The following is a 25,362-nucleotide window of genomic DNA, read 5'->3' as shown; positions in this document are numbered from 1 at the left end:
TAAACCTCGTCCATGCTGCGAGTTCGCACCTTGGCCATGGACAGACAACTGCTCTATAGACGGCCGTGGTACGCCGCTTCGAAAATTTCTGCCGCGCCATTTCGGGTCAATGGCAGTGGGTTGCCGCCGGCGCAAGGGTCGACAATCGCCATGTCCGCGATCAGGTCGGCCTGCCGATCATCCACCCCCAGCTCAACCAGCGTATGGGGCACGCCGATGTCCTTGCGCAACTTGAGGACGAAGGCCAGAAAACTGTCGAAGCCGGGCGAGGGCAGACGCAAATAAGCCGCGAGGCGAGTGATGCGTTCCTCGATGGCCGGGCGATTGAATTTAAGGACATAGGGCATGAACGTGGCGTTGGTCATGCCGTGATGGGTGTCGTACAGGGCTCCCACCGGATGTGAGAGGGCGTGCATCCCGCCCAGACCTTTCTGGAAAGCGGTAGCACCCATCGCGGCAGCCGCGAGCATTTCCGCTCGCGCCTCCAGGTCCGAGGGTGTGTGTACGGCTCGCACCAGGGCATTGGCGACCAGGCGCATGCCTTCCACCGCAATGCCTTCGGCCATGGGATGAAAACCGGGGGCGCAATACGATTCCAGACAATGCGCAAACGCATCCATGCCGGTGCCTGCGGTGACCTTGGCCGGCATGCCGACGGTAAGGGCCGGGTCGCTGATGACCACGCGCGGCATCATTTTCGGGTGGAAGATGATGCGTTTGGTGTGCGTACGCTCATCGATGATCACCGCCGCACGGCCCACCTCGGAGCCGGTACCTGCCGTGGTCGGCACCGCAATGATCGGGGCGATGCTGCCTTCGTCGGCGCGGGCCCAGTAGTCGCCGATGTCTTCGAAATCCCACACCGGTCGGGTCTGGCCGCTCATGAAGGCGATGAGCTTGCCCATGTCCAGGCCACTGCCGCCGCCGAAGGCGACCACGCCATCGTGTTTGCCCGCGCGCCAGGCGTCGAGCCCGCCCGCCAGGTTGGCTTCGACCGGATTGGGTTTAAGGTCGCAAAACAGCGCGACGCCAAGGCCAGCGGCGCGCAAGGCGTCCAGCGTTGCGGCGGTGATCGGGGCTCGCGCCAGTCCACTGTCGGTGACCAGCAACGGTCGCTGGATCCCTTGACTGCGGCAGATCTCGGCGAGCTCGGCGATGCGGCCGACACCGAAGCGGATGCTTGTGGGGTAGTTCCAGTTCGCGGTCAGGCTCATGGCTCAGATCTCGTGGCGCAAATGGAAGGATTTCGCTCGGGTCAGGTTGTCATAGCCAAGGCGCGACAGCGTGACGCCGCGCCCGCTGTTCTTCACTCCGGTCCAGGCCAGGGCCGGGTCCAGGTAATCGCAGCGGTTCATGAACACGGTGCCGGTGTCGATCTCGTTGCCCAGACGTTCTGCGGCGGCAAGGTCTTGCGTCCAGATGGAGGCGCTGAGCCCGAACTCGCTGTCGTTCATCAAGGCAATGGCTTCGTCATCGCTGGCCACCGGCATGATGCCGACCACCGGGCCAAAGCTTTCCTCGCGCATCACCGACATTTGATGGGTGACGTCGACTAATACTTGCGGCGCGAGGTAGGCGCTGCCCGGTGCATCGGCAGGAAAATCCTTTGGATCGATCAGCGCCCGAGCGCCTTGGGTCAGTGCATCGGCGATCTGACTACGAACGAAATCAGCGGCGTTCGGTGTCACCAGCGGACCGAGCGTGGTGGCTTCGTCCAGCGGGTTGCCCAGCACGTATTGGCAGGTCAAAGAAACGAAGCGCTCGACAAACGCCGGGTAAATTTTGCTATCGACATAAATACGCTCGACCGCGCAACAGCTTTGCCCGGAGTTGAAGAAGCTGCCATCCACCAGGTTTTCCACCGCGTGTTCGAGGTTGGCGTCTGCCCGGACGTAGGCCGGGTCTTTGCCGCCAAGCTCCAAGCCCACGCCGAGGAAACCTCCGACAGCAGCGTGTTCCATGGTCTTGCCGGCTTCGACCGAGCCGGTGAAGTTCACCTGCTGCACGCGTCCTGAGGCAATGATCATCGCGGTATGGAGATGACTCAGCAGCAGGTTCTGGAACAATCCTTCGGGCAGATTGGCACGGCGAAACGCCTCGGCGAACCGTTCACCGACCAGCAGCGTTTGCGACGCGTGTTTGAGGATGACACTGTTCCCGGCCATCAATGCGGGGATGATCGTATTCACCGCCGTCAGGTAAGGGTAGTTCCAAGGCGCGACGACCAACACCGTACCCAGCGGCTCGCGTTTGATCCAGCGTCGAAAACCGGCGACGGGTGTGGGTTCAAGCGCTGCCAACGCTTCAGGCGCAATGGCGATCATATGCCGGGCACGCTCTTCGAACCCGCGCAGTTCGCCAGCGCCAAAGCGCACCGGGCGGCCCATCTGCCAGGCCAGTTCCGGAACGATGTCAGCCTTCATGGCCAGCATCGCGTCTACCGCGGCACTGCAGAAGGCGGCGCGTTCGCTCAGTGGTCGGCGTTTCCATTGCGTCTGGGCAGCTTCGGCCGCCGCCAGAGCCTGGTCGATTTGCGCCGCATCGGCGCAGCGGCGTTCGGCATAGACCCGGCCATCGACTGGGGAGATGAGTTGAATCATTGAAGTCATGATGGAAGTCTCAATAGCGCTCAAACCCGCGCTGCAGTTCCCAGTCGGTGATCCGCCGGTCGTACTCTTTCTGCTCCCATTCGGCGGTGTGCACGTAGTGGTCGATCACTTCATCGCCGAACGCTTCGCGCAACATGGTCGAGCCCTGGAGTGCGGCGCAAGCTTCGCGCAAGGTCTTCGAGACTTCAGGCAAGTGCTCGTCGACGTAGGCATCGCCCTCAAAGGGCGGCGCGAGGGTGAGCTTCTCGTCAATACCGGCCAGTCCCGCAGCGATCAACGCGGCGAAGGCCAGATATGGGTTGAGGTCGGCACCGCCAATGCGACATTCGATGCGGATGGCTTTGCTGCCTTCTGCGCACAAACGGAAACCTGCGGTGCGATTGTCCCGGCTCCACACCGCCCGGGTCGGTGCAAAGGTGCCGGCCTGAAAGCGCTTGTACGAATTGATGTAGGGCGCGAGAAAACAGGTGATGTCGTTGGCATATTTAAGCTGCCCGGCCACCCAGGAACGCATCAGTTTCGACATGCCAAACTCAGCCTTGGCGTCGAAGAACAGCGGCTTTTTACCGTTCTTGTCCCACAGCGAATTGTGGATGTGGCTGCTGGAACCGGCGGCGTCATAACGCCACTTGGCCATGAACGTGATCGCCTTGCCCTGCAGTTGCGCGATCTCTTTGCAGGCGTGCTTGATGATGACGTGGTGGTCGGCCATGGTCAGCGCATCGGCATAACGGATGTTGATCTCTTCCTGGCCCGGCCCCCATTCACCCTTGGAGTTTTCCACGGGAATGCCGCTGGCCTGTAGATGTTTTCGAATCGCCCGCAGCACCGGCTCTTCGCGGGTGGTCTGCAGGATGTTGTAGTCCTCGATGTAGTGACCGGCCGTCTTCGGATTGTGGTAGTTGCGCTCGTGGATGGCCTCGTAGCTCTCGTCGAACAGATAGAACTCCAGTTCCGAGGCGAACATGCCGGTGTAGCCGCGCTCGCGCAGTCGCTCGACCTGCTTTTTCAGAATCGCCCGCGGGCTGTGCGGCAGGTCGCGCCGATGGTGATGATCGAGTACATCGCAGAGCACCAGCGCCGTGCACTCAAGCCAGGGCACCCGTCGCAACGTGGCCATGTCGGGTTTGAGCACAAAGTCGCCATAGCCTTTGCTCCAGCTGGCCGCGGCGTAACCCGGCACCGGTTCCATGTCGATGTCGTCGGCCAGCAGGTAATTGCAGCAGTGGGTTTCTTCATGACCGCTGTCGATGAAAAACTCGACCTGGAATCGCTTGCCGACCAGTCGGCCTTGCATGTCGACCATGCAGACCAGAACGGTATCGATCTCGCCGGAGGCGGCTGCACGCTTGAGTTGATCAAAACTGAGGAGGGGCTCGGTCATCACGTAGTCCTGCGTGAATTGTTTGGGCCTGTCTGAAATAGCTGTTGCAGACGCTCTCCAGAACAAACCAAAACCTGCAGACGCGAGCATCGTGTGCAATGAGCTGCTGTAAGCGTAGCCTACTGTTGCAGTGTACAAGTTTCGGAAATCGCAGCCTGATGACTCAGGCGCAAAGGCGAGAACTGATCGCCCTCCAACGCGAGGAAACAAACATGACAAAGAAGAAAGCGCACAACACCTACCAACGTCTCGAACAGCAGTACCCGGATTACCTGGCTGCCGTGGAGGCCTTGGGTACGGCGGTGCGTCATACCGGCCCACTGGAAGAGATCGTTGTCCAGCTGATCCAGCTCGGTGCCGCGGCGGCCATCCGTTCTGAGGGCGCGGTGCACAGTCATACCCGACGGGCACTGGAGGCGGGCGCCACGCCAGAGCAGATCCGTCACACGCTGATCTCACTGACCAGCACCATCGGTTTCCCGACCGTCGTTGCGGCCATCAGTTGGGCGGACGATGTGATTGAGACGTGAACGAGGCCTGTTGAGCCGCGTTTGAGCACCTGGCTTGTCAGCTTTTCGAAGCCCTCCATTCATGCGGAATCTGGCAACAGTGTCCAAGCAGACTTCAGCTTCACCATTAAGCCAGATACTGCCGAAACCATCCGAGCGTCCGGTCCCAGGCCAGCCTGGCCGCGGCGTCATCGTATCGAGGCGTGGAGTCGTTATGGAAACCATGGTTGGCGCCGGGGTAAATGTACGCTTCATACGTCTTGCCTGCGGCTTTCAGTGCCTTCTCATAGGCGGGCCAGCCTTCGTTGATGCGCGTATCCAGTTCACCGTAGTGAAGCATCACCGGCGCCTTGATTCGGGCGACATCCTTGGCTTCTGGCTGGCGGCCATAAAAGGACACGCCAGCCCCCAGTTCCGGATAAGCAACCGCCGCTGCATTGACGACGCCACCGCCGTAACAGAACCCGGTGATCCCGACTTTTCCAGTGGTCGCCTCATGCTTCATCAACCACTCGATGGCGGCGAAAAAGTCATTCATGAGCTTCTCCGGGTCGACGGTCGCCTGCAACTCCCGGCCTTTGTCATCGTTGCCGGGATAGCCGCCCACCGACGTCAGGCCATCAGGGGCGAGGGCGATGAACCCTGCCTTGGCCACACGCCGCGCGACGTCTTCGATGTACGGGTTGAGCCCGCGATTTTCATGCACGACCACCACCGCCGGCACCTTGCCGGTGGCCTTCGCCGGGCGCACCAGATAGCCACGAACCTGCCCGTTGCCCTTGGGGGATGGATAGGTGATGTACTCGGCAACAATGTCCGGGTCGGTAAATTCAATCTGCTCGGCCAGAGCATAATCCGGACTCAGGGCGGCGAGGAGCGCGCTGGCCGTCAAACCACCTAGGGTGAACAGCGCCGCTCGATCCAGAAACTCTCGCCGGTTGATCTTGCCGTGGGCGTAGTAGTCGTACAGTTCGAGCAGTTCCGGGGCAAAGTCTTTCGCAGTGAGACGGGTCATCTGTGCGCTTCCTCTTGGGCGGGTCGATTGCTCTGTCGGTTGGACGCGTGAGCGATACCTAACGAGCGTAGCCGTTCACAAAAAAAGAGGCCTCGCAGACTAATGCCAATCAATTAAGCCAAAACACAATCATAGCAGCTGGCGAAGCCTGCGTTCGGCTGCGCAGCAGTCGTGAAACCTGAGTTTGTAGTCTTCCTGAAACACCGCATTGTCTGATGTCACGACTGCTTCGCAGCCGAACGCAGGCTCCGCCAGCTGCTACGGAGTGTGTCGTTCCTACTGATCGGCATTAGCCTCGAAGACCGGGTTAAAAACGCGGAGAGGGTGACTTAAGCAAGCGCCCGAGATTGTTTAGGGCGCTTGCTTTTGAGGTGGGGCAGACGGAAAAGGGCTTTCAGCACATCGGTGCCATCAAACAATATGAAACAAATAGCCGGTTGAGTTGTGATGTAACGAAATTATAGAAGTGTTCTGCTTTCTTAAACCCTCGCCATGGAAGTGCGCAGGGTTCGTTTCACGGAAGCATTGAAAAATGTCCCGTGATGTTTTTTGAGGTAATAAGGAGCTTGGCTAATGCCGTTAATAAGTGAGACAGCGCAACACAGAGCAAAATCAAAGCGATGGTCAGCCCTAAGCGTGCTCATGCTGCCAGTACTACTGGTGACCGTAGACAATACGGTGCTTGGATTCGCGTTACCAAAGATTGCCGAGGCCTTGAGTCCGAGCGCTAGTCAGCAGTTATGGATGATCGATGCCTATTCGCTGGTATTGGCGGGATTACTGGTGTCGATGGGTAGTCTGGGCGATCGAATTGGTCATCGAAAGTTGTTACTGGCCGGGTCTTTGGGTTTTGTCATTGTGTCGGTGCTGACCGCCTACTCCGATACCGCCATGCAACTGATTGCCGGGCGAGCTTGCATGGGGATTTTCGGTGCGATGTTGATGCCCTCTACTTTGGCATTGATACGCTCGGTGTTTCTGGATCGAGAGGAGCGCAGGGTAGCTGTCGCGATCTGGGCAACAACGCTGACGGTAGGATCAGCACTCGGTCCTTTGGTTGGTGGAGTTTTGCTGGAGTTTTTCAGCTGGGGGGCGATTTTCCTATTGGCGATACCCGTATTGGTGCCGTTGTTGGTATTGGGGCCGGTGTTGTTGCCCGAGTCCGAGAAAGACTGTTCAGGGCCATTGGATCCGCTAAGTATCCTGCAATCGATGGTTGCCCTCAGTGCCATCGTTTACGGCATTAAACACAGCGCCAGTGATGGTCTCGACTGGATGGCGCTGACAGCATTTGTAATCGGCATGGTTGCTGGGTGGATGTTTGTGCATCGGCAGTTACGTCTGCCAGTGCCGCTGATGGATCTGAGTCTGTTCCGAAGTGGCACCTTTAGCGGTTCCGTACTAATCAATCTGATGAGCCTCGCGTTCCTCGTCGGCTTTGTATTCTTTACCACTCAGTTCTTACAGATCGTCCTTCAGATGTCACCGTTGAATGCCAGCTTTGCGTTAGTACCTGGTCAGATCATGGCGATCGTAGTGGGAATGGCAGTCGTGCCTGTAGCGAGGCGAGTACAGGTGCATGTGCTGGTACCGATTCTGATGGCGTTTGCTGGGGCGGCGTTTTTGTTGGTCGCCAGCATCGGCAGCAGTCTGATCGTTCTGGTGGTGGCTTTTGCTTTGCTGAACATTGGCGTGGGCGCGATCGCGACGGTATCCAACGATGTGATTTTGTCGGCCGCGCCGCCGGAAAAGGCGGGTGCGGCGTCGGCCATTAGTGAAACGGCCTATGAAGTGGGTGTGGTTTTGGGGACGACCGTGCTCGGTGGTCTCGTCACTGCCTACTATCGCGGTGTATTGCAGCTTCCGGGCTTTTTGAACGAGGTGCAGACGATGCTGGCGAGTGAGACGCTATCGGGTGCTAATCATGTGGCGGTGCAGTTGTCGCAAGATCAAGCACGAGAGCTGATGACGCAGGCGGGAAGTGCATTCGAGGGTGGAATTAATCTGGTTTCGTGGGTGACGTTCGGCTTGGCACTCATGGCGATTTTTGTTGCCTGGCGCGCTCTGCGGACACCGAAGACGAAGCTTGCTGAAGGGCAGTGATCAAAAACGAACGTCGGGCCGTTTATCACACGGCCCGACTATTTCAGCGCTCAGCTCAAATCAGTTCGGCTCAGTTCAGGCATTGCGCGCCGGCTTTGGCCACTTGTGCGTCCTGCTCGGCTTTGACACCGGACACCCCGACCGCGCCGATCACCTGGCCGTCGACGATGATCGGCACGCCGCCCTCAAGGGACGTCAGCAATGGCGCGGACAAAAAGGCGTGGCGCCCGCCATTGACCATCTCTTCATAACCTTTGGATTCGCGCCGACCCAGGGCCGAAGTGCGGGCCTTTTCGGTGGCGATGTAGGCGCCAATCGGAGCGCAACCGTCTAGGCGCTCGAGAGCCAGGGGATGGCCGCCGTCATCGACAACCACGATGGTCACGGCCCATTGGTTGTTCTGCGCTTCGGTGCGTGCAGCCGCGAGGATTTGGCTGACTTCGGTCTGGCTCAGTACGGTTTTGTTTTTCATGGGGATTCTCCAGTGCTCGGTTATGGCAAGGCGGCTTCGACCAGTTCGATCCAGTGCCTGACAGGGGTTCGGCCCGCACCGTCGAGGTGGGACTGACAGCCGATATTGGCCGTGACAATGACTTCGGGATGTCCGCTTTCCAGCGCATTGAGCTTGTTGTCGCGCAGTTGCCGGGACAGTTCGGGTTGGGTCAGCGAATAGGTGCCCGCCGAGCCGCAGCACAGGTGACTGTCGGCAACAGGCGTGAGGTTGAAGCCCAGATTCGTCAGAATCGCTTCCACCGCACCGCCCAGTTTCTGCGCGTGCTGCAAGGTGCAGGGGCAATGAAAGGCCAGGCGCTGGGCGCTGTGGATACCGAGCTTCTCCAGCGGCTCGTCGCGCAGCACTTCGACCAGATCCTTGGCCAGCGCACTGACCTTTTTCGCCTTCTCGGCATAGGCCGGGTCGGTGCTGAGCAGGTGACCATAATCTTTGATGAAGGCACCGCAACCGCTGGCGGTTTGCACGATGGCCTCGGCACCGTTTTCAATGCTCGGCCACCACGCGTCAATGTTGCGACGGGCGCGATCCAGGCCGGCCGCCTGAGCGTCGAGGTGATAATCCACGGCGCCGCAACAGCCCGCCTCGCGGGTCGCGATGACGCTGATCCCCAGCCGATCCAGTACTCGAGCGGCGGCCGCGTTGGTATTGGGTGACAGACTCGGTTGCACGCAACCTTCGAGCATCAGCACCTGTCGTGCGTGGCGAGTGACCGGGCGCGGCTTGGCCGGATAGACGCGGCGAGGCAACTTTATCTGCAAGGTGTTGGGCAACAATGCCCGGAACACCTGACCGCTGCTGACCAGCCCTTTGAACAGCGCCGGATTGGGGACGACGCTGCGCAATCCTTCACGCAACAAGCGCTGACCGAGTGGGCGTGGCACCGCCGCATCGACCACCGCCCGGCCGATGTCCAGCAAGTTGTGGTAGTCAACGCCGGAAGGGCAGGTGGTTTCGCAGTTACGACAGGACAGGCAGCGATCCAGGTGTAGTTGGGTCTTTTGCGTGACTTCGTTGCCTTCCAGAACCTGCTTGATCAGGTAGATGCGGCCCCGCGGTCCGTCCAGTTCATCGCCCAGCAATTGATAGGTCGGGCAGGTGGCATTGCAGAAACCGCAGTGCACGCAGGTGCGCAAGATGCTTTCGGCTTCTTCGGCGCGGGGCAGTTGGCGGGCTTGTTCGCTCAAGGTGGTCTGCATGGGTCAAAGCTCCGCGTACAGGCGCCCGGGGTTGAAGATGCCCCGGGGATCGAGTTGTAGCTTCAAGCTCCGGTGGTAGCGCATCAATGCGTCAGGCAACGGTTGGAACGGGCTGTCGATCAGGCCATGGGTATAGCAGGTCACATGCCCGCCGACTTCTTCGACGATCGAGCGAATGAACGCTGCCTCCGCGTCAGATTTGAGCCAGCGCTGCGCACCGCCCCAATCGATCAACTGACGGCCGGGCAGGGAAAGCCGAGGCGTGTTGTGAGGGACGGACAGGCGCCAAAGTGCCTGGTCCTCATCGAAGAAGCTCAATCGATGTTCGTTGAGATCCTCCCAATAGGAAGCGTCCAGCAACTCGCCGCCGAGTCGGTCATGAGCCGCCGCCACCGAGCCTTCGCCACCCTCAAGCCGCAGGTGCAGGCGCTGCCCATCGTGGCACGCAGCGCTGATCGGCAGCGGCTGTTGCCCCCATTCGGCGAGGCGCAGCAACGCGCGATCGCCGTCCATTTCCAGGCTGATGCTTAAAGCTTGACGCGGCTTGGGCAGGACCTTGAGCGAGACTTCGATCACCACGCCAAGCGATCCGTAGCTGCCGGCCATCAAGCGCGACAGGTCGTAACCGGCGACGTTTTTCATGACTTCGCCACCGAAGCGTAAATGCTTGCCATGACCGGTGATGACCCGTGTGCCGAGGACGAAGTCCCTGACAGACCCAGACCAAGGACGCCGTGGCCCCGACAGCCCGCTGGCGATCATGCCGCCGACAGTCGCGCCGTCGCCGAAAGAGGGCGGTTCGCAGGGCAACATCTGCTGCGCCGCGTCCAATACTTCAGCCAGTTCTGCCAACGGGGTGCCGCAGCGGGCGGTGATCACCAGCTCGGTCGGGTCGTAGCTGACGATGCCTCGGTGGCTGCGCGTGTCGAGCACTTCGCCCGCCACGATGCGCCCAAGAAACGCCTTGCTGTTGGAGCCTTGGATGCGCAACGGCGTGGCGTTTTGCAGCGCCTGGTTGACCTGCTCGAGCAGCGCGCCGCTGTCGTCGATATCGTGTTCACTGCGCATCAGAAACGCTCCAGATCAGGGAAAGGCATCTGACCCAAATGAACGTGCATGGCGCCAAACTCGGCGCAGCGGTGCAGCGTCGGAATGTTTTTCCCAGGATTGAGTAAACCACTCGGATCGAAGGCGGCTTTGACGGCATGGAACACGGTCAGCTCATCGCTATTGAACTGCGCGCACATCTGATTGATTTTCTCCCGGCCCACGCCGTGTTCACCGGTAATGCTGCCGCCGACCTTCACGCACAATTCGAGGATCTTGCCGCCCAGGGTTTCTGCGCGATCCAGCTCACCCGGTTGGTTGGCATCGAACAGAATCAGCGGGTGCATGTTGCCGTCACCGGCGTGGAAAACGTTGGCCACCCGCAGGTCGTACTCGGCCGACAACGCGGCGATGGCGTGCAGCACGCCGGGCAGCTCGCGGCGCGGAATCGTCCCGTCCATGCAGTAATAATCCGGTGAGAGACGGCCCACTGCCGGAAAGGCATTCTTGCGCCCGGCCCAGAAGCGCACGCGTTCGGCTTCATCTTTAGCCTGGCGCACTTCGGTGGCGCCGGCCTGTTCCAGCACCTGGCGCACGCGGTCGCAGTCATCATGGACGTCGGCTTCAACGCCATCGAGCTCGCACAACAGAATGGCTTCGGCGTCGACCGGATAGCCGGCGTGGATGAAGTCTTCGGCGGCGCGAATGGCCAGGTTGTCCATCATTTCCAGGCCACCGGGGATGATGCCGGCGGCAATAATGTCACCCACTGCACGGCCCGCTTTCTCGACGGAATCGAACGCCGCCAGCAGCACTTTGGCGATCTGGGGTTTGGGCAGCAGTTTGACCGTGACCTCGGTGATAACGCCGAGCATGCCTTCGGAACCGGTGAACAACGCCAGCAGATCGAAGCCCGGAGAATCGAGCGCCTGAGAACCCAGGGTCAGGTGTTCGCCGTCGACGGTGAGGATGTCGACCTTGAGCAGGTTGTGCACGGTCAGCCCGTACTTCAGGCAATGCACGCCACCGGCGTTTTCCGCCACATTACCGCCGATTGAACAGGCGATCTGCGAGGAAGGGTCCGGCGCGTAGTACAAGCCAAACGGCGCTGCAGCCTGGGAAATCGCCAGATTGCGCACCCCCGGCTGAACCCGAGCCGTGCGGGCGGCAGGGTCGATGTGCAGAATATTGTTGAAGCGCGCCATCACCAGCAGCACGCCTTTTTCCAGCGGCAATGCACCGCCAGACAAACCGGTGCCGGCACCGCGGGCGACCACCGCGACCTGCCGCTCATGGCAGAGTCGAAGCACGCCTTGCACTTCGTCGATGTGGCGCGGCAGCACTACCAGCATGGGCGTGGTGCGGTAAGCAGAAAGTCCATCGCATTCGTACGGTTTGAGCTCTTCCTGTTGATGCAGGACTTCCAGATCCGGCCATTGCGTTTGCAGGGCTTGCAGCAGGGCAGTTTTGTCGACGTCAGGCAGGACGCCGTCGACGCGTTCATCGTAAAGAATGTTCATAGTCGGTTGACGACCCTCAGTTGTTTTTATAGGAGGTCTGTGTCCGTTTACCACTGACTTGCATGATTGGCCTGAGGCGTTCTACTGTCTATGTGTTGTTTGGCTGGTCGAACCAGTTTTTTATTCGGTAGTTTTTTATTGGTGCAGCAGCTGTTGCCCTCGGAGCGTCGTCTGGCCGAAAAACTCGGCGTTTCCCGCACTGCACTTCGCGAGGGCCTCAAGCTGTTGCGCGTTCGCGGGATTATCAAGACAGAGCAGGGCAAAGGCTCATTTGTAGCCGACCTTTCGGGCCACGGTGCCGCGTCGCCGTTGATGCACTTGTTCAGCTCACAACCCCGCACGCTCTACGATTTGTTCGAAGTCCGCAGCCTGCTCGAAGGCGAGTCTGCACGCCTGGCAGCCTTGCGCGGAACCGACGCTGACTTTGTCCTCATCACCCGCAGCTACGAGGCGTTGCTCAATGCCCATAGCCGTTCGCTGGAGGCGTCCGAACACGCCTGACTCGATCATGCGTTCCACCTGGCGATTTGCGAGGCCTCGCACAACCCGGTGCTGGTGCAGACCTTGCGCTCGCTGACGGACTTATTGCTGAACACGGTGTTTGCCTCGGTCAACAACCTCTACCACCGCGAGCCACAAAAGCGTCAGATCGACCGTCAACATGCGCGGCTCTACAACGCCGTCACCGGCCGTATGCCGGAGCAAGCACGCAAGGCGGCCATCGCGCACATCCAGAGCATCTGCGAAAACCTCAAGGAAATCGAAAGCGAGGAACAGCGTCTGGTTAGGGCCATGCTGCGACTTGAGGGGTGGGCGTAAGGCCCGGGCGGTGAGCCCGGGCTACGTCAATCAATGCCCGCCCACAACCATACTGCTGAACGGCGCCACATACGCCTGCAACGTCACCAGGCCACCGACCAGAATGGCCAGGATGATCGAGTGGAAAAACACATAACGCAGGATTTCCCCTTCATGTCCGTACCAGCGGGTGGCGGTGGACGCCACCACGATCGACTGCGCGTCAACCATCTTGCCCATGACCCCGCCGGAACTGTTGGCAGCAGCCATCAACACCGGGCTGATCCCCAACTGCTCGGCGGTCACCCGTTGCAAGCCGCCGAACAGCACGTTGGACGCCGTGTCCGAGCCGGTCAAGGCCACGCCGAGCCAGCCGAGCAGGGTGCCGAACATGGGGTAGAAGATGCCCGTCGCGGCGAAGGCCAGGCCCATGGTGGCGTCCAGGCCTGAGTAGCGGGTGAGGAAGCCCAGGGCGAGCATCGCCACGATAGTAATCAACGAGTAACGCACCAACCAGATCGTTCGCAGGTAATGGTGGATCAACTGCGGGATGGAGTAACCCATCAGCAACCCGCCGAGGATCGCCGACAACAGGATGCCGCTACCGGTGGCGGTGAACCAGTTGAACTTGTAGATCGCCTCTTCGGTTTTCGGCGCAGGCACCACCGGTGGAACCTTCTCGATCTGCTGGTGAATGGTGGTGAAGGTCAGCGTCGGGGCGAAAATCGGGTTGGCTTCGCGCATCGGTTTGCCTTGCGGGTCGAGTTTGGCGGAGCTGGTGGCCGGATCGATCGCCGCGCGAGTATCGAACATGTTTTTGAAGCTCTGGGTGCCCCAGGCGAACACAAAGATCGTGAGGATGATCCAAGGCATCCAGGCGCGCATCACCGCCGAGCGGTTTTCGCTGTTGAAGGTGGCGGTCGCCGTGGGTTGTACGTCGTGCTCATCGTCGATCTTTGAGTTGTCTACCCGCCCTGACAGCGCGGCGGAGGTATGGATGGTGGCCGGTTTCCAGACCTTGATGAAACCGGTCAGGCAGGCCATGGAAATCAGCGCGGCGATCACGTCCACCAGCATCGGCCCGTGGTAGTTGGACACCAGGAACTGCGGCACGGCGAAACTGACCCCGGCCACCAGAATCGCCGGCCAGATTTCCAGCATCTTGCGCCAGCCGGCGAAGGCCCAGATCAACCAGAACGGCACGATCACCGAGAAGAACGGCAATTGCCGGCCGACCATCATCGACAGCTCCATTTCATCCAGCCCGGTCACCTTGGCCAGGGTGATGATCGGCGTGCCCAGCGCACCGAACGCCACGGGCGCGGTGTTGGCGATCAACGCCAGGCCAGACGCGGCCAGAGGCGAGAAGCCCAACCCGATCAGAATCGCCCCGGTCACCGCCACCGGCGTACCGAAGCCTGCGGCCCCTTCGAAGAAAGCACCGAAGCAGAAGGCAATCAGCAGCAATTGCAGGCGTCGATCGTCGGTGATGCGCGCCAGGGAATCCTGCAGCACTTTGAACGAGCCGTTCTCGGTGGTCAGCCGATGCAGGAAGATGATATTGAGCACAATCCAGCCAATGGGCAGCAAGCCATTGGCGGCGCCGTAAAGTGCGGCCGAGCCGGCCATGTTCGCCGGCATGCCGAAGGCAAAGATCGCGATCACCAGCGCCGAGGCCAGAGCCATCAATGCGGCCAGATGCGCCTTGATATGGAAAAACGCCAGGGCTGCCAGCATCACCACGACCGGCACTGCTGCCATGAGGGTTGAAAGTATCGGGTTGCCGAACGGATCGTAGAGTTGCTGCCAGACCATGTTCCACCTCTGCTTTTTATTGTTGGGGTGCAGACCCCGTGTGAGCGGTGGCTTCTAGTATAGGTGGCATTACGCCGCTGTCCTGGCAGGCCTTTCAGTGGGCCGCACTGAGCTAACATGGCCAATGGGTAAACGCGCTACTCGGACTTCAACGACGGGAGAAATGCAGCCATGACTGAACGCCATATGCACCACAAGGAAACGTTGTCGAACGCATGCAAGATCGAGGTCAAAGCCGAGATATTGAAGGACGGCTCATTGGGAATGTTCATCGGTGTTTACCGGCCGGACGGCACGGCCATTTTTGAGGACCACGATCCAAAACCGCATCTGCTGGACATGGAGGCAGCCTTTGACTGGGGGATCGAAAAGGCCAAGACCCTCGGCAACAGTCAAAAAACGCTGTAAAGCCCGGTTTTGGACACCCTCATAAAGAAGTCCGAACGCTCATCCAGCAGACCGACCCCGACGTGGTCGAGGAATGGAAGTGGCGGGGGCTCCAGTGTGGTCGCACGCCGGAATCATCTGCACCGGTCAGACCTACAAGCAGGTCGTGAAGCTGACGTTTGCCAAGGGCGCTTCGCTGGAAGACCCTTCAGGCCTCTTCAACGCCAGCCTCGAAGGTCATGGCTTATGAAGTGTGTTGTCGTACAACAATGCTCAATCATCAAATCTTCCATACCCTGCGATTAACACCCGAAACGTCAAAAGTCTAACGTGCCCACAATCAGCAGCGTGTGTACGATATCGCAATGTTAACGGGCAGTCTTTGTCGAGACGAACGGCTGCTTTTTCAGATTGACAGCCAGGTAGTGAACTCGCTATAAAAGGCATGGTTGTACGACGACAGACGATCATCGACTGTTAAACACTAAAAATAAAAACGAGTGTCGGCCCCATCATGAATTCAATCCGCCTGCGCATCCCCCTGAATGCCGCTTCTTACGGTTCGACCTTGACTGCTTGCCCATTCCTGCAGTCAGGCCTGTTGCATACGACTGTCCCACCAAACGCTCCATAGCTCTTGCTAGATGTCCAACTCCAGCCGCTGAGCATGGAATACCCATTTTCGAGCCCGCAATACAGTGGCGTGGACCCATCGCGTTTTGACGATGCTCTACGACACAATTGATCTCGCTTGAAACCGAGAGATCATCACCATAATCCAACAATAAAGTGATGCCATGAATCTGAACGAGCCCATCAATCCGCAACGAATCGGCCAGGCCGTCGGCAAGTACCGCTGGACGATTTGCGCGCTGTTGTTTTTTGCCACCACCGTCAATTACCTGGACCGCCAGGTACTGAGTCTGTTGGCGCCGGATCTGTCGACGCAATTTGGCTGGAGTAACACCGATTACGCGAACATCGCCTCTGTCTTTCAGTTTGTGTACGCGATCTCCATGCTGTTCGCCGGGCGCTTCGTTGACAAGATCGGCACCAAGAAGGCCTATGTGGTAGCGATCTGCATCTGGTCGACCGGCGCGATCATGCACGCCTTTGCGGAGCCGATGGGCGAGGGTATTGCCGGCATCAGCAGCGCCTTGGGCCTTGCCGTCATCCCGGTTTCGATCGCCGGTTTCATGCTGTCGCGCGCCGTGCTGGCGATCGGCGAAGCGGGTAACTTCCCGATTGCCATCAAGGCCACCGCCGAATACTTCCCGAAGAAGGAGCGTTCGTTCGCCACCGGTATCTTCAACTCCGGCGCCAATGTGGGCGCGATCCTGGCACCGATCTGCGTGCCGCTGATTGCCGGCCTTTGGGGCTGGGAAGCGGCGTTCATCGTGATCGGTGCGTTGGGCTTCGTTTGGGTGGTGGTATGGATTGCGCTGTACGAAAAACCGGAGCAGCAAAAACGCCTGTCGGTGCAAGAGCTGGCCTACATTCGCAGCGATCAGGGCGCACAAGCGCTCACCGGCACAGACTCGGGTGCCGCCGCCAAAAAAGTATCGTGGTTCAAGTTGCTGACCTACCGCCAGACCTGGGCCTTTGCCTTTGGCAAATTCATGACCGACGGCGTGTGGTGGTTCTTCCTGTTCTGGCTTCCGACCTACCTGTCGGCGCAATACGGCATGAAGGGCCAGGCCATCGTGTTGCCGCTGGCCGTGCTGTACAGCATGACCATGGTGGGCAGTATCGGCGGCGGCTGGTTCCCCAGCTATTTCATGGCACGCGGCGACGCGCCGTATGACGGCCGTATGAAAGCCATGCTGGTGATCGCCTTCTTCCCGCTGCTGGTACTGCTGGCGCAGCCATTCGGTTACATCAGTTTCTGGGTGCCGGTGCTGCTGATCGGCGTGGGCGCATCCGCACACCAGGCGTGGTCGTGCAATATCTTCACCACCGTGTCCGACATGTTCCCGCAGAAAACCATCGCTTCGGTGGTCGGTATTGGTGGTTTGGCAGGTGGCTTGGGCGGCGTCGTGATGACCAAGACCGGCGGTTGGGTGATCGACCATTACAAACTGATCGGCGATATCCATACCGGCTACATGATCATGTTTGCCATCTGTGCGGTGGCCTATCTGGTGGCGTGGAGTGTGATGAAGACGCTAGTGCCACGCCATAAGGAAATCACCGACCTGTAAACGGCGACGCGCATGGCCTGCTGACGTCCCGTCCGCAGGCCATGCGCCCACATCCTCGCTGAAATGCCCGATCTCAAACTGATGGCCGACTTGTCCCACTATGTCGTGGGCCGCGAACTGCCAGAGCCGGCCACTGCCGAGGACGACGAGCAGATCCATACCATCCTGCGTCACAGTTGGGGGTTTCATGGTCGCGTCGCCAATGGCGAACAGGTCTCCTGCATCGACCCTGACTGGAGCGTTTCCTGGGCTGGTGGCGCTATGGGATTGAGGATTGGCTGGCCCGACCGAACACACCCGCCAGCCTGTCCTTTACCTGTGAACTCGGTCCGCCGCCGTATGCAATGACGGGTGCCCACGGAAGTGACATCACCGATCGCTGGGCCGAGGCGTTGATGCTGAAGGAGCTGATGCGCAAGGTCTGGAAAGGGTGCCAGGAATGATCTCAAGGTGGTCAATATGTGATGGTCGCTGCCTCTGCTAAGCTCGTGTCAATTCCGTTTCAATGAGATGACCGAATGGCATTCGTCGACAAGTTCGTTGCTGAGATACTGGCGCTTCAGGTTGCCCTGTATCACGCCCATGCTCGGTTGGAAGCACGAACGGATAGCGAAGCGTTGCATGATCTGAGGATCGCCGTGAGGCGTATCAGGAGTTTGCTCCGACCGATGCGCGCCATGAACGAGGTGGCGACGCTGAACATCGCGGCAGCTGAAGTGGGAAGGCTGACTGCGCCCGCTCGGGATCTGGAGGTGATGATTCAGGAACTGGAGGGCAGGGGCTTTCCTGCCCAGGTTCAGGTCAGGAAAGCGCGCTTGGCATCTCACTACACCAGGGTTCTAAAAAGCCCACACCTCAACAACCTGTTCATCCAATTGGATGATTGGCCTTCCATTTTTCGCTCAGTGGAAGTCAACGGCGGTTTAAAGCACATCCAACCTCAAATTGAAAAAGCACTGAAGAAGCAGATTGACCGGCTGCATGCTGCCGTGGATGACGCTGAGTTCGATCGGCACGAGTTGAGAATCCTGGTCAAGCGCACGCGCTACCTCACGGAAGCTTTTCCCAAGCTTTCACCTCTCTCGCGGAAAGCGGCGAGTTCTCTCAAGGCACTGCAATCGGCTTTGGGCTCCTGGCATGACCATTATCAATGGTGCCAAAAGGCGCTGATCGAATCCGACCTGCGCCCGCTGGAAAAGATTTGGCAGAGCTGCGCAGCGACCGCTCTCGAAAAAGCCGAGACCCAATTGGTAGGCTTGGCAAAACGGCTGCCAAAATCATCAGGCAAAAAAAAGCCGCCTACAGTGGCAGCAGAAGAACGAGCACGCGTTGTATAGCCTGAGTATTACTGTCGAAGGTTACAGCGATGACACATTTTTTGCGTCCTTCGAAGATCACATCCTCAAGACCCGCGATCCTGGAGTCTGCTCATCCGTAAAGGGCAGCGGGTGTCATCTTAGCGTCATCGACCCCATGGCAAGATCCTCGCAAACCGCCTAGTGCGCTCAGCTTGCAAGGAATCCCCCCATGAAAGGAGACGCCTCTCTATTTGCAGCCATTGACCTTGGTTCTAATGCGTTTCGCATGATGATCGGCCAGTCAGTCAGACGGCGTCAGGGGTTCGTGATCCAGGAGGTGAAAACCCTGCGTGAACCTGTCCGTTTGGCGGAGGGGTCTCAAGGCGGCGCGCTGGACGAGTTGGCTCTGGATCGGGGATGGCAAGCGCTCGCGCGATTTGGCAAAAAGTTACGCAGCTTCGAGGCCGGTCGTGTGCGGGCGGTGGCGACCAGTGCCGTGCGCGAAGCCGACAATGCGCAACTGTTTTTGGCCAGCGCGGAGCGGCATCTGGGGTTTCGTATTGACGTCATCTCTGGGCATGAAGAGGCCCGACTGGTGTACGCCGGTGTTGCCCATACGATACCCGGTACCGAAAACAGGCGATTGGTCGTGGATATCGGTGGCGGCTCCACTGAATTGATTCTGGGGCAGGGCGCGCAGCCCCTGATGACCGAGAGTATTGCGATAGGGAGCGGCACCTTCGGCGCGCGTTACTTTCAGGGTGGCTGTATCACGGCTCAGGCGCTCCTGGAAGCTGAGCGCGTCGCCACTCTACAATTTGAAAAAGTGGCACGTCGTTATCGCGCGCTGGGTTGGCAGCAGGTGATTGGCTCTTCAGGCACCGCACGGATGCTGGCCAAAGTCCTCAAGGCCAACGGGTTGAACGACTATGGCGAAAGCGGCATCACCTACAGCGGTCTGTTGCGTTTGTCGTTGCGCCTGCTTGAAGTGGGGCATGTCAAACAGCTCGGCCTGGCGGGCTTGCAAACCCACCGCCAGAGCATCTTGCCTGGGGGGCTGGTGCTCATGCTGGCGGCATTCAAGGTATTTGGTGTCTCGCATATGACGCCTTCCGAGCCGGGTCTGAGGTTCGGCGTTCTGCATGGACTGATGAGTAAACACTGATCAACCCAGCAACCTTGCCTCGATGAAGGCCAACAGTTTGAAACAGGGGAAGAACGTTATGACTGACAAATGTCGAGTGCTGTTCGTTTGTGCGAAAAATGACGTTCGATCACTCATGGCAGAAGCACTGCTGCGACACACTGACTCGGTACGCTTCGAAGCCTTCAGCGCTGGCCTTGAGGCCAGTGAGATCGACTCACGCACCTTGGAATCTCTCGATCACATTGGGGTAAACCGCGCGGGGTTACGTAGTAAAGCAATCGATGAGTTTGAGGGGCAGCCGTTCGACTATGTCATCACCCTGTGTGATAAATCGTCCGAAGAAGCCTCCCGGATGCCAACTTCCGGCGAGGTGATGGTGTGGAGCTTCGAAGATCCGGCGACCAGTGAGCGCCATGAGCCTTTTCGTCATGCCCTCCAGGAAATTCACGACCGCATCAAAATGTTCGTCACCGTGAAGACCAGGCAGTCATAGATCGAGGGAGGGGCCGGCACTGTGCTTTGACCCAGTGAGGTGTGTCACTGGTGTTAGTGTTTTTCCATCCTGTAGCGCTACCCAAAGGGCAAAATCGTTCTAAAAAGCCCGCCTTGCGCTTTGGAGTTTGTACTAATCTTGAAGGTGTAGGTGAAGACGCAGACTGATGCGCAAGCGGATGGCGAGGAAACGTGGGGCGCGTTCCGAAGGGTACACGGTTAGAAAGATCTCCGCGCTGAGATCCAGCCCTTATGCCGTGTGAAGCAGGACAGCACAAAACTGTTCTGTGGGAGTCCTGATAAACCTTGTAAGCCGGAGACCAGCACCGGCCACCTACTCGATTTCGAAGCCCGCCTTGTGCGGGCTTTTTCGTGTGCGCCGGATCCGTTTGTATCGGAACGTATCCCGCGCGGCTGCAGCTAACTTCGCATACAAATTCAAGGCATTCCGACACTTGCGCGATACACGGCGGCCTCTGAATAGAGCCACCGCATCCGCGGCAAGCTCCGCGCGATATTCCCGCGCACAGATTGGAGAAATGCCATGTCCCGTTTCAACCACCGTATCACCGCTGGCATGCTCGGCGTCGCCGTTGCCGCGGCACTCACCGCCTTCGCGGGCGTCTCTCAAGCACAAGAGGCGCCTCCAGTAAAAAGCTGGCAGGCGGGTCTTCACCGCACCGATCTGCTGCGCCAGGACCTCGACGTCTCCGGGCGTGAAGTGATCCAGGTTCGCGTTGATTTCGAACCGGGTGTGACCTCCCCCAAGCATTCTCATCCCGGGGTGGAAGTGGCCTACGTGATTGAGGGCACGTTTGAATATCAGCTTGAGGGGCGGCCACCGGTAACGCTTAAGGCTGGCGATTCCTTGTACATCCCCGCAGGCACCGCGCACGTCGCGAAGAACGTCGGCGCGAACAAAGCGTCTGAGCTGGCGACGTACATTGTGAAGAAAGACACACCACTGGTCGTGCTGGAAAAGTAAACGAGGTATCGGGTTATCGGCGGTCACGACGCACTGCCAGCGCGCGGCTTCCCAACGCGATGGCCAGTGCGACAGCGATCAGCACCAGCGCCACGGCGAAGGTGATCCGCAGACCGCTGGCAACCGCTTCGGGTCGCGCCGTTGCAATGTCGACCGAGGCCGATGCGAGCGCGAACACCGCGCCCAGGACGGACGCACCTGTGATGAGCCCCAGATTGCGCGACAGGTTGAGCATGCCGGAGATGACGCCTCGCTGGTCCGGCTGAACATCCGCCATGACCGCCGTGTTGTTGGCTGTCTGGAACAGGGCATAGCCGAGGGTTATCACGACCATGGGCAAGAGATAGCCGCCGATGCCGAACGTCTCCGGCAATACCGATAACGTGAGGCATCCGGTCGCCATGGCGATGAGCCCGGCGAGGGTCATGCGTTGGGCGCCAAAGCGGTCGGCAATACGGCCTGCAGGCACACCCGTCAGTGCCGCGACAAACGGCCCGACCGACAGCACCAGTCCAACCAGAACCGCATCGAGCCCCAGCCCATGCGCGAGATAGAAGGGCCCGATCACGAGCGTCGCCATGATCACTGTCGCGACGAGCAGGCTCATGGCGAGGCTGCCACTGAGCACGGGATCACGGAACATCGCCAACCGAATCAACGGTGAGGTGACTCGAGCCTCGGCGAACACGAAGAGGCCGACGCCGCCGCCCGCCGCCAACAGCAAGGCGATGTTAAGCGGGCCGAAACTGCCTCGCCCAAGGGTCATCGCCAGCGCATAAGCGGCGAGTGTCAACGCCAGCAGCAATGTGCCCAGCGGGTCGAAGCCGGCGCGATCGGCCTTGGGCTTTTGGCGGTCGGCAGGCAAGTAGCGATGCGCGAGCACCAGCGTCAACAAGCCCGGCGGTACGGTGATGAGGAAAATCGCCTGCCAACCGAGCCCGCCAATCAGCAGGCCACCGAGCGACGGCCCCATCGCGGTACCTATCGCCGACATCGTCCCGAGCAAGCCCATGGCGCTGCCGGTTTTAGCCTTCGTCACCGTCTCGCCGACAAAGGCCATGGTCAGCGCCATCATGATTGCCGCACCGAGGCCTTGCAGCGCGCGGGCGCCAATCAGCAGCCAGAGCGTGGACGCAAAGCCGCACAGGGCCGACGCCAGGGTGAACACGCCGATGCCGGCCAAAAGCAACCGCCGACGACCCGTGATGTCTCCGAGCCGACCGACACCGACGATCAGGGTAGTAATCGCCAGAAGGTAGGCGAGGACAATCCACTGCACGTGCTGGAAGGAGGCGTTAAACACCTCGGCCAAGGTCGGCAAACCCACATTGGCGATGCTGGTGCCGAGCGAGGACAGCAGCATCGACAGCGAAAGACTGGCCAGCGCCCACCGAACTGACGGTGTCTGTTGCGCACCCTCTGCGATTGCACTGAGTGATTTCATGCTATTCCTCTTTTCTGGCCACTCCCGAAGCGGAGCTATCAGAAAGCTACGCCCCGGCCTAACATGGCGCAAGGCGCACCATTTGCACTTGATACGTGCGTTCAACGCCACCTCACTCTGCCGCGGGGCGCTGCATGTCCACTCCCGATTTCAATTTGCTGATCACCCTTGATGTGCTGCTCGCCGAAGGCAGCGTGGCGCGCGCCGCCAAGCGCTTGCGCCTGAGCCCGTCGGCCATGAGCCGGGCGCTGGCGCGATTGCGCGAAACTACCGGCGATCCGCTGTTGGTCAGGGCCGGGCGGGGTCTGGTGCCCACCCCGCGAGCGCTCGAACTGCGCGAGCGGGTCAGCCAACTGGTGCAGGACGCAGAAGCGGTCCTTCGGCCTGCCGAGCAACCCGACCTAAGCCAACTGAGCCGCACGTTCACGCTGCTTACCAGTGAAGGCTTTGTCGAGAATTTTGGTGCGGACCTGATTGCCCGTGTCGCCGAGCAAGCCCCTGGCGTGCGGCTGCGCTTCATGCACAAACCCGACAAAGACAGCGCGTCACTGCGCGACGGGACGGTCGATCTGGAAACGGGTGTGGTGGGGAAAACCGCTGGGCCGGAATTGCGTACGCAAGGCTTGTTTCGGGACCGATTTATTGGCGTCGTGCGAATGGGGCATCCACTCAGCGAAGGCGAGATAACCCCCGCACTTTATGCGGCAGGCAGCCACATCAGCGTCTCGCGGCGGGGGCTCGACAAGGGACCCATTGATGAAGCCCTTGAGCTCCTGGGACTGGAGCGGCAGATAGCAACAATCGTTGCAGGCTTCTCCACTGCGCTGGCGCTCGCCCGGGCCACTGACCTGATCGCCAGCGTTCCTGAACGCCACACCGCAAGCCTGCGCACCGGCATGCACAGCTTTGCACTGCCGTTGTCTCTTCCTGCGTTCACCGTCGCCATGCTCTGGCATCCGCGGCTGGATGCCGATCCTGTGCATCGCTGGTTGCGGGGTTGCCTTCGGGATGTTTGTGCTGAGTAAGAAAGTTGTCAGATTTGATCTAATGTTCATTATTGAAACAATGATGTTTCACTCATGTAACTGTTGCTTGATTGTTCTGGTTCTATCGCTGGGTGATTTTGGTATAAAAATAATTTGAACTTATTAGTGTATAGGCGGTGGCGGGAAGGCAATGTCGCAAATGAGAAGTGTCTGCTAATGCAATTAAATGGCGCGATGCTATCAATGGTGGCCATTAACTAGCAGTGAGTATGGTTGTAACGCCTGAGTTACTTAGTGTGTATAACCTGATGAAATATAATTGATTAATTTTTGGTGGTGACGAGGCAATTTGCCGAGCCGCAGCTCGGTGAGCAAGGCGGGATCCAATAAAGGTTAATGGCAAAATATTGGCGGTCGATAAATCAAAAAATAACTTCATAATAATACTGACGTTTTTCTGCTGCGGTGCTAGTGTTTCTAACTCCTTTTAACCGTATTTGTCTGTCTGCAGAGGCCATGCGTCATGCCGACTCCAACTCCACGGATTGCGATACTGGGTAATCGAGTTCCAAGCTTGAATCTTCCGGAGCTTGAGCACTTCGCCGATCTGAGTAGCTTGTTGGCTGCCCCCGCATTTGATGTCCTGCTGCTGGACCTGCCAGCGGATTATGCCGGGCGGGTGCTTCGAAAGTTGCGCGCCATTTCCCCTTATCGCTACAGCCTCATTTACTGCTGCCGTGATCAGAACGGCTGGTGTGAAGCCTTGGGTGATGGCGCGTGCCCTGTCGATTCCAGCGAAACAAAAACCCTCTGGGGGGTGTGGCGAGAACGCTACAGGTTGTTCAAACAGGGTTCCGCCCCCGAGCGTTTTGAAAGTCGGGTGCTTTCATGGTTGTGGTTGCGCGACAACGCCCACATCTATGCCCTTCGAGACCCGGAGGTGCCTCAGCATTATCGCTATCCGTTGCTGGACGCCCTGGCTGATAACGAGCAGGTCAACTCGTTTGTCTGGCTCAGTTTGATGGTGCAGCAGGACTGGCTGGAAGAGGGGATTTTGGTCGATCGCGTTCGCCTGTGTTCGGAGTGTGGCTCGGGCCGGCTCAACTATATTGATGTGTGTGCAGAATGTCAGGCCCTGGACATTTCACGGCAGCCTTCATTGCACTGCTTTACCTGTGGGCATGTGGGGCCACAGGAATCCTTTCTCAAGGACGGGGTGTTGTTGTGCCCCAACTGCTTGAACCGGTTGCGTCATATCGGCAGTGATTACGACCGCCCGATGGAGAACTATCGCTGTCGGTCATGTCAGGCGTTTTTTGTCGATGCCGACGTGCAGGCGCGCTGCCTGGATTGCGGCTTGTCACACACGCCTGACAAGTTGCGAGTACGCGAGGTCAGAGATTTCCGCCTGGCCGAGGCCGGCCGTTTCCGCTGCCGCCAGGAGTTCAGCGATCAAACGGTCCATCACTTCGGTCGACTCAATCTGTTAGGCGGGAAGGATTTCTATGACCTGCTGACCTGGCAGATGCAGGTCGTACGCCGCTACCAGTCGCCTGCCTTCTCACTGCTCGGTCTGCGCTTCGTCAACCTGGCCGGTACGCTGACTCGCCTGGGTGAACACCACGGCCATGCTTTCATCGATAGCGTGGCTGATCGGTTGAAGGAAACCGTCAGGGAAACAGACCGCTGCTCTCGGAGTACCGAAGAGTACCTCTGGATCATGCTTCCCCATACCGATGGCGAGGGCCTGGAAACCGTCAAACAACGCTTGAGCCGGGTCGCCGAGTTGTTTTCAGCACCGGAGGTCAGCGACATTTCCCTGCGTGTCGTCAGCATCACGGCGCCCCAGGATCTTCTCGAGCAGGAAGATGGCGAACTACTACTGGCCCGTCTGGCCAGTGAGTTGGTGTGA

Annotated in this window: 20 protein-coding genes and 3 pseudogenes; 13 read left to right on the top strand and 10 right to left on the bottom strand. The window is 59.2% G+C overall.

Annotated elements, in window-relative coordinates; all coding sequences use genetic code 11:
* Nucleotides 1-53: 53 nt before the first annotated feature.
* From QFW87_RS16715 to QFW87_RS16705, 3 genes are read right to left on the bottom strand one after another with little or no spacing between them, the layout of a single operon-like run.
* Nucleotides 54-1,214 carry an iron-containing alcohol dehydrogenase gene (locus QFW87_RS16715; RefSeq protein ID WP_283188294.1) on the bottom strand — a complete coding sequence of 387 codons (1,161 nt, stop codon included), beginning with the start codon at nucleotides 1,212-1,214 and terminating at the stop codon, nucleotides 54-56.
* Between the two features lie 3 nt (nucleotides 1,215-1,217).
* A complete protein-coding gene (locus tag QFW87_RS16710) occupies nucleotides 1,218-2,609 on the bottom strand; it encodes an aldehyde dehydrogenase family protein (protein WP_283188293.1) in 1,392 nt (463 codons plus the stop codon).
* 10 nt (nucleotides 2,610-2,619) lie between these two features.
* Complete coding sequence (locus QFW87_RS16705; RefSeq protein WP_283188292.1) at nucleotides 2,620-3,993, bottom strand: glutamine synthetase family protein; 1,374 nt, start codon at nucleotides 3,991-3,993, stop codon at nucleotides 2,620-2,622.
* Nucleotides 3,994-4,205: 212 nt separating this feature from the next.
* Between QFW87_RS16705 and QFW87_RS16700 the strand changes: the two genes are divergently transcribed.
* Nucleotides 4,206-4,523 carry a carboxymuconolactone decarboxylase family protein gene (locus tag QFW87_RS16700; RefSeq protein WP_008157167.1) on the top strand — a complete coding sequence of 106 codons (318 nt, stop codon included), beginning with the start codon at nucleotides 4,206-4,208 and terminating at the stop codon, nucleotides 4,521-4,523.
* A gap of 106 nt (nucleotides 4,524-4,629) precedes the next feature.
* Here QFW87_RS16700 and yghX read toward each other — a convergent pair whose 3' ends face one another.
* The gene (gene yghX / locus QFW87_RS16695; protein WP_283188291.1) at nucleotides 4,630-5,517 is read right to left on the bottom strand and encodes a YghX family hydrolase; all 888 of its coding nucleotides are present in this window, start codon (nucleotides 5,515-5,517) and stop codon (nucleotides 4,630-4,632) included.
* 642 nt (nucleotides 5,518-6,159) lie between these two features.
* Between yghX and QFW87_RS16690 the strand changes: the two genes are divergently transcribed.
* On the top strand, nucleotides 6,160-7,620 hold the full coding sequence (locus QFW87_RS16690; protein WP_283188290.1) for an MFS transporter: 1,461 nt from the start codon (nucleotides 6,160-6,162) through the stop codon (nucleotides 7,618-7,620).
* Nucleotides 7,621-7,690: 70 nt separating this feature from the next.
* Here QFW87_RS16690 and QFW87_RS16685 read toward each other — a convergent pair whose 3' ends face one another.
* From QFW87_RS16685 to glcD, 4 genes are read right to left on the bottom strand one after another with little or no spacing between them, the layout of a single operon-like run.
* Nucleotides 7,691-8,092, bottom strand: coding sequence for a heme-binding protein (locus QFW87_RS16685; RefSeq protein ID WP_283188289.1), 402 nt, complete (start codon nucleotides 8,090-8,092; stop codon nucleotides 7,691-7,693).
* A gap of 20 nt (nucleotides 8,093-8,112) precedes the next feature.
* Nucleotides 8,113-9,330 (bottom strand): glycolate oxidase subunit GlcF, encoded by a 1,218-nt coding sequence (gene glcF / locus QFW87_RS16680; protein ID WP_283188288.1) that lies wholly within the window; start codon nucleotides 9,328-9,330, stop codon nucleotides 8,113-8,115.
* Between the two features lie 3 nt (nucleotides 9,331-9,333).
* The gene (gene glcE, locus QFW87_RS16675) at nucleotides 9,334-10,398 is read right to left on the bottom strand and encodes a glycolate oxidase subunit GlcE (RefSeq protein WP_283188287.1); all 1,065 of its coding nucleotides are present in this window, start codon (nucleotides 10,396-10,398) and stop codon (nucleotides 9,334-9,336) included.
* Nucleotides 10,398-11,897: a glycolate oxidase subunit GlcD gene (gene glcD, locus QFW87_RS16670; RefSeq protein WP_283188286.1), complete on the bottom strand. Its 1,500-nt coding sequence runs from the start codon at nucleotides 11,895-11,897 to the stop codon at nucleotides 10,398-10,400. Before glcD ends, glcE begins: the two co-directional genes overlap by 1 nt.
* 147 nt (nucleotides 11,898-12,044) lie before the next feature.
* On the opposite strand from glcD, the pseudogene glcC reads away from it, so the two are divergent.
* A pseudogene (glcC, locus tag QFW87_RS16665) lies at nucleotides 12,045-12,716 on the top strand (transcriptional regulator GlcC); the annotation flags it as partial.
* A 30-nt stretch (nucleotides 12,717-12,746) separates the two neighbouring features.
* Here the strand turns inward: glcC and QFW87_RS16660 are convergent.
* Nucleotides 12,747-14,510, bottom strand: coding sequence for an L-lactate permease (locus tag QFW87_RS16660; RefSeq protein ID WP_283188285.1), 1,764 nt, complete (start codon nucleotides 14,508-14,510; stop codon nucleotides 12,747-12,749).
* Nucleotides 14,511-14,681: 171 nt separating this feature from the next.
* Between QFW87_RS16660 and QFW87_RS16655 the strand changes: the two genes are divergently transcribed.
* From QFW87_RS16655 to QFW87_RS16620, 8 genes and pseudogenes are all read left to right on the top strand, one after another.
* Nucleotides 14,682-14,918, top strand: coding sequence for a hypothetical protein (locus QFW87_RS16655; RefSeq protein WP_283188284.1), 237 nt, complete (start codon nucleotides 14,682-14,684; stop codon nucleotides 14,916-14,918).
* A gap of 29 nt (nucleotides 14,919-14,947) precedes the next feature.
* A pseudogene (locus QFW87_RS16650) lies at nucleotides 14,948-15,138 on the top strand (DUF1801 domain-containing protein); the annotation flags it as partial.
* Nucleotides 15,139-15,694: 556 nt separating this feature from the next.
* Nucleotides 15,695-17,098, top strand: coding sequence for an MFS transporter (locus QFW87_RS16645; protein WP_283180600.1), 1,404 nt, complete (start codon nucleotides 15,695-15,697; stop codon nucleotides 17,096-17,098).
* Between the two features lie 51 nt (nucleotides 17,099-17,149).
* Nucleotides 17,150-17,541: pseudogene (locus QFW87_RS16640) on the top strand (sugar phosphate isomerase/epimerase); the annotation flags it as partial.
* Nucleotides 17,542-17,616: 75 nt separating this feature from the next.
* Complete coding sequence (locus QFW87_RS16635; RefSeq protein ID WP_283188283.1) at nucleotides 17,617-18,435, top strand: CHAD domain-containing protein; 819 nt, start codon at nucleotides 17,617-17,619, stop codon at nucleotides 18,433-18,435.
* A gap of 190 nt (nucleotides 18,436-18,625) precedes the next feature.
* A complete protein-coding gene (locus QFW87_RS16630) occupies nucleotides 18,626-19,561 on the top strand; it encodes a Ppx/GppA family phosphatase (protein WP_283188282.1) in 936 nt (311 codons plus the stop codon).
* Between the two features lie 58 nt (nucleotides 19,562-19,619).
* Entirely contained in the window at nucleotides 19,620-20,036 is a 417-nt protein-coding gene (locus tag QFW87_RS16625) for an arsenate reductase ArsC (protein WP_283180597.1), read from the top strand.
* Between the two features lie 543 nt (nucleotides 20,037-20,579).
* Nucleotides 20,580-21,020 (top strand): cupin domain-containing protein, encoded by a 441-nt coding sequence (locus tag QFW87_RS16620; RefSeq protein ID WP_283188281.1) that lies wholly within the window; start codon nucleotides 20,580-20,582, stop codon nucleotides 21,018-21,020.
* Nucleotides 21,021-21,033: 13 nt separating this feature from the next.
* Here the strand turns inward: QFW87_RS16620 and QFW87_RS16615 are convergent, their stop codons facing one another.
* Nucleotides 21,034-22,464 carry an MFS transporter gene (locus QFW87_RS16615; protein ID WP_283188280.1) on the bottom strand — a complete coding sequence of 477 codons (1,431 nt, stop codon included), beginning with the start codon at nucleotides 22,462-22,464 and terminating at the stop codon, nucleotides 21,034-21,036.
* 134 nt (nucleotides 22,465-22,598) lie between these two features.
* On the opposite strand from QFW87_RS16615, the gene QFW87_RS16610 reads away from it, so the two are divergent.
* Both QFW87_RS16610 and QFW87_RS16605 read left to right on the top strand, forming a co-directional pair.
* A complete protein-coding gene (locus tag QFW87_RS16610) occupies nucleotides 22,599-23,489 on the top strand; it encodes a LysR family transcriptional regulator (RefSeq protein ID WP_283188279.1) in 891 nt (296 codons plus the stop codon).
* Nucleotides 23,490-23,973: 484 nt separating this feature from the next.
* The gene (locus QFW87_RS16605; protein WP_283188278.1) at nucleotides 23,974-25,362 is read left to right on the top strand and encodes a diguanylate cyclase; all 1,389 of its coding nucleotides are present in this window, start codon (nucleotides 23,974-23,976) and stop codon (nucleotides 25,360-25,362) included.

The sequence above is a fragment of the Pseudomonas sp. PMCC200344 genome (genome assembly GCF_030053095.1).
Lineage (GTDB): Bacteria > Pseudomonadota > Gammaproteobacteria > Pseudomonadales > Pseudomonadaceae > Aquipseudomonas > Aquipseudomonas svalbardensis.
Note: the sequence above shows the minus strand (reverse complement) of the source record. Positions and strands in the feature narration are given on the sequence as shown.

Coding starts and splice junctions, on each gene's coding strand:
- glcE (WP_283188287.1), bottom strand. CDS start 10,398: ATGCGCAGTGAACACGATATCGACGACAGCGGCGCGCTGCTCGAGCAG.
- QFW87_RS16715 (WP_283188294.1), bottom strand. CDS start 1,214: ATGAGCCTGACCGCGAACTGGAACTACCCCACAAGCATCCGCTTCGGT.
- QFW87_RS16620 (WP_283188281.1), top strand. CDS start 20,580: ATGTCCCGTTTCAACCACCGTATCACCGCTGGCATGCTCGGCGTCGCC.
- yghX (WP_283188291.1), bottom strand. CDS start 5,517: ATGACCCGTCTCACTGCGAAAGACTTTGCCCCGGAACTGCTCGAACTG.
- glcD (WP_283188286.1), bottom strand. CDS start 11,897: ATGAACATTCTTTACGATGAACGCGTCGACGGCGTCCTGCCTGACGTC.
- QFW87_RS16605 (WP_283188278.1), top strand. CDS start 23,974: ATGCCGACTCCAACTCCACGGATTGCGATACTGGGTAATCGAGTTCCA.
- QFW87_RS16615 (WP_283188280.1), bottom strand. CDS start 22,464: ATGAAATCACTCAGTGCAATCGCAGAGGGTGCGCAACAGACACCGTCA.
- QFW87_RS16660 (WP_283188285.1), bottom strand. CDS start 14,510: ATGGTCTGGCAGCAACTCTACGATCCGTTCGGCAACCCGATACTTTCA.
- QFW87_RS16685 (WP_283188289.1), bottom strand. CDS start 8,092: ATGAAAAACAAAACCGTACTGAGCCAGACCGAAGTCAGCCAAATCCTC.
- QFW87_RS16655 (WP_283188284.1), top strand. CDS start 14,682: ATGACTGAACGCCATATGCACCACAAGGAAACGTTGTCGAACGCATGC.
- QFW87_RS16690 (WP_283188290.1), top strand. CDS start 6,160: ATGCTGCCAGTACTACTGGTGACCGTAGACAATACGGTGCTTGGATTC.
- QFW87_RS16610 (WP_283188279.1), top strand. CDS start 22,599: ATGTCCACTCCCGATTTCAATTTGCTGATCACCCTTGATGTGCTGCTC.
- QFW87_RS16625 (WP_283180597.1), top strand. CDS start 19,620: ATGACTGACAAATGTCGAGTGCTGTTCGTTTGTGCGAAAAATGACGTT.
- QFW87_RS16645 (WP_283180600.1), top strand. CDS start 15,695: ATGAATCTGAACGAGCCCATCAATCCGCAACGAATCGGCCAGGCCGTC.
- QFW87_RS16710 (WP_283188293.1), bottom strand. CDS start 2,609: ATGACTTCAATGATTCAACTCATCTCCCCAGTCGATGGCCGGGTCTAT.
- QFW87_RS16700 (WP_008157167.1), top strand. CDS start 4,206: ATGACAAAGAAGAAAGCGCACAACACCTACCAACGTCTCGAACAGCAG.
- glcF (WP_283188288.1), bottom strand. CDS start 9,330: ATGCAGACCACCTTGAGCGAACAAGCCCGCCAACTGCCCCGCGCCGAA.
- QFW87_RS16630 (WP_283188282.1), top strand. CDS start 18,626: ATGAAAGGAGACGCCTCTCTATTTGCAGCCATTGACCTTGGTTCTAAT.
- QFW87_RS16705 (WP_283188292.1), bottom strand. CDS start 3,993: ATGACCGAGCCCCTCCTCAGTTTTGATCAACTCAAGCGTGCAGCCGCC.
- QFW87_RS16635 (WP_283188283.1), top strand. CDS start 17,617: ATGGCATTCGTCGACAAGTTCGTTGCTGAGATACTGGCGCTTCAGGTT.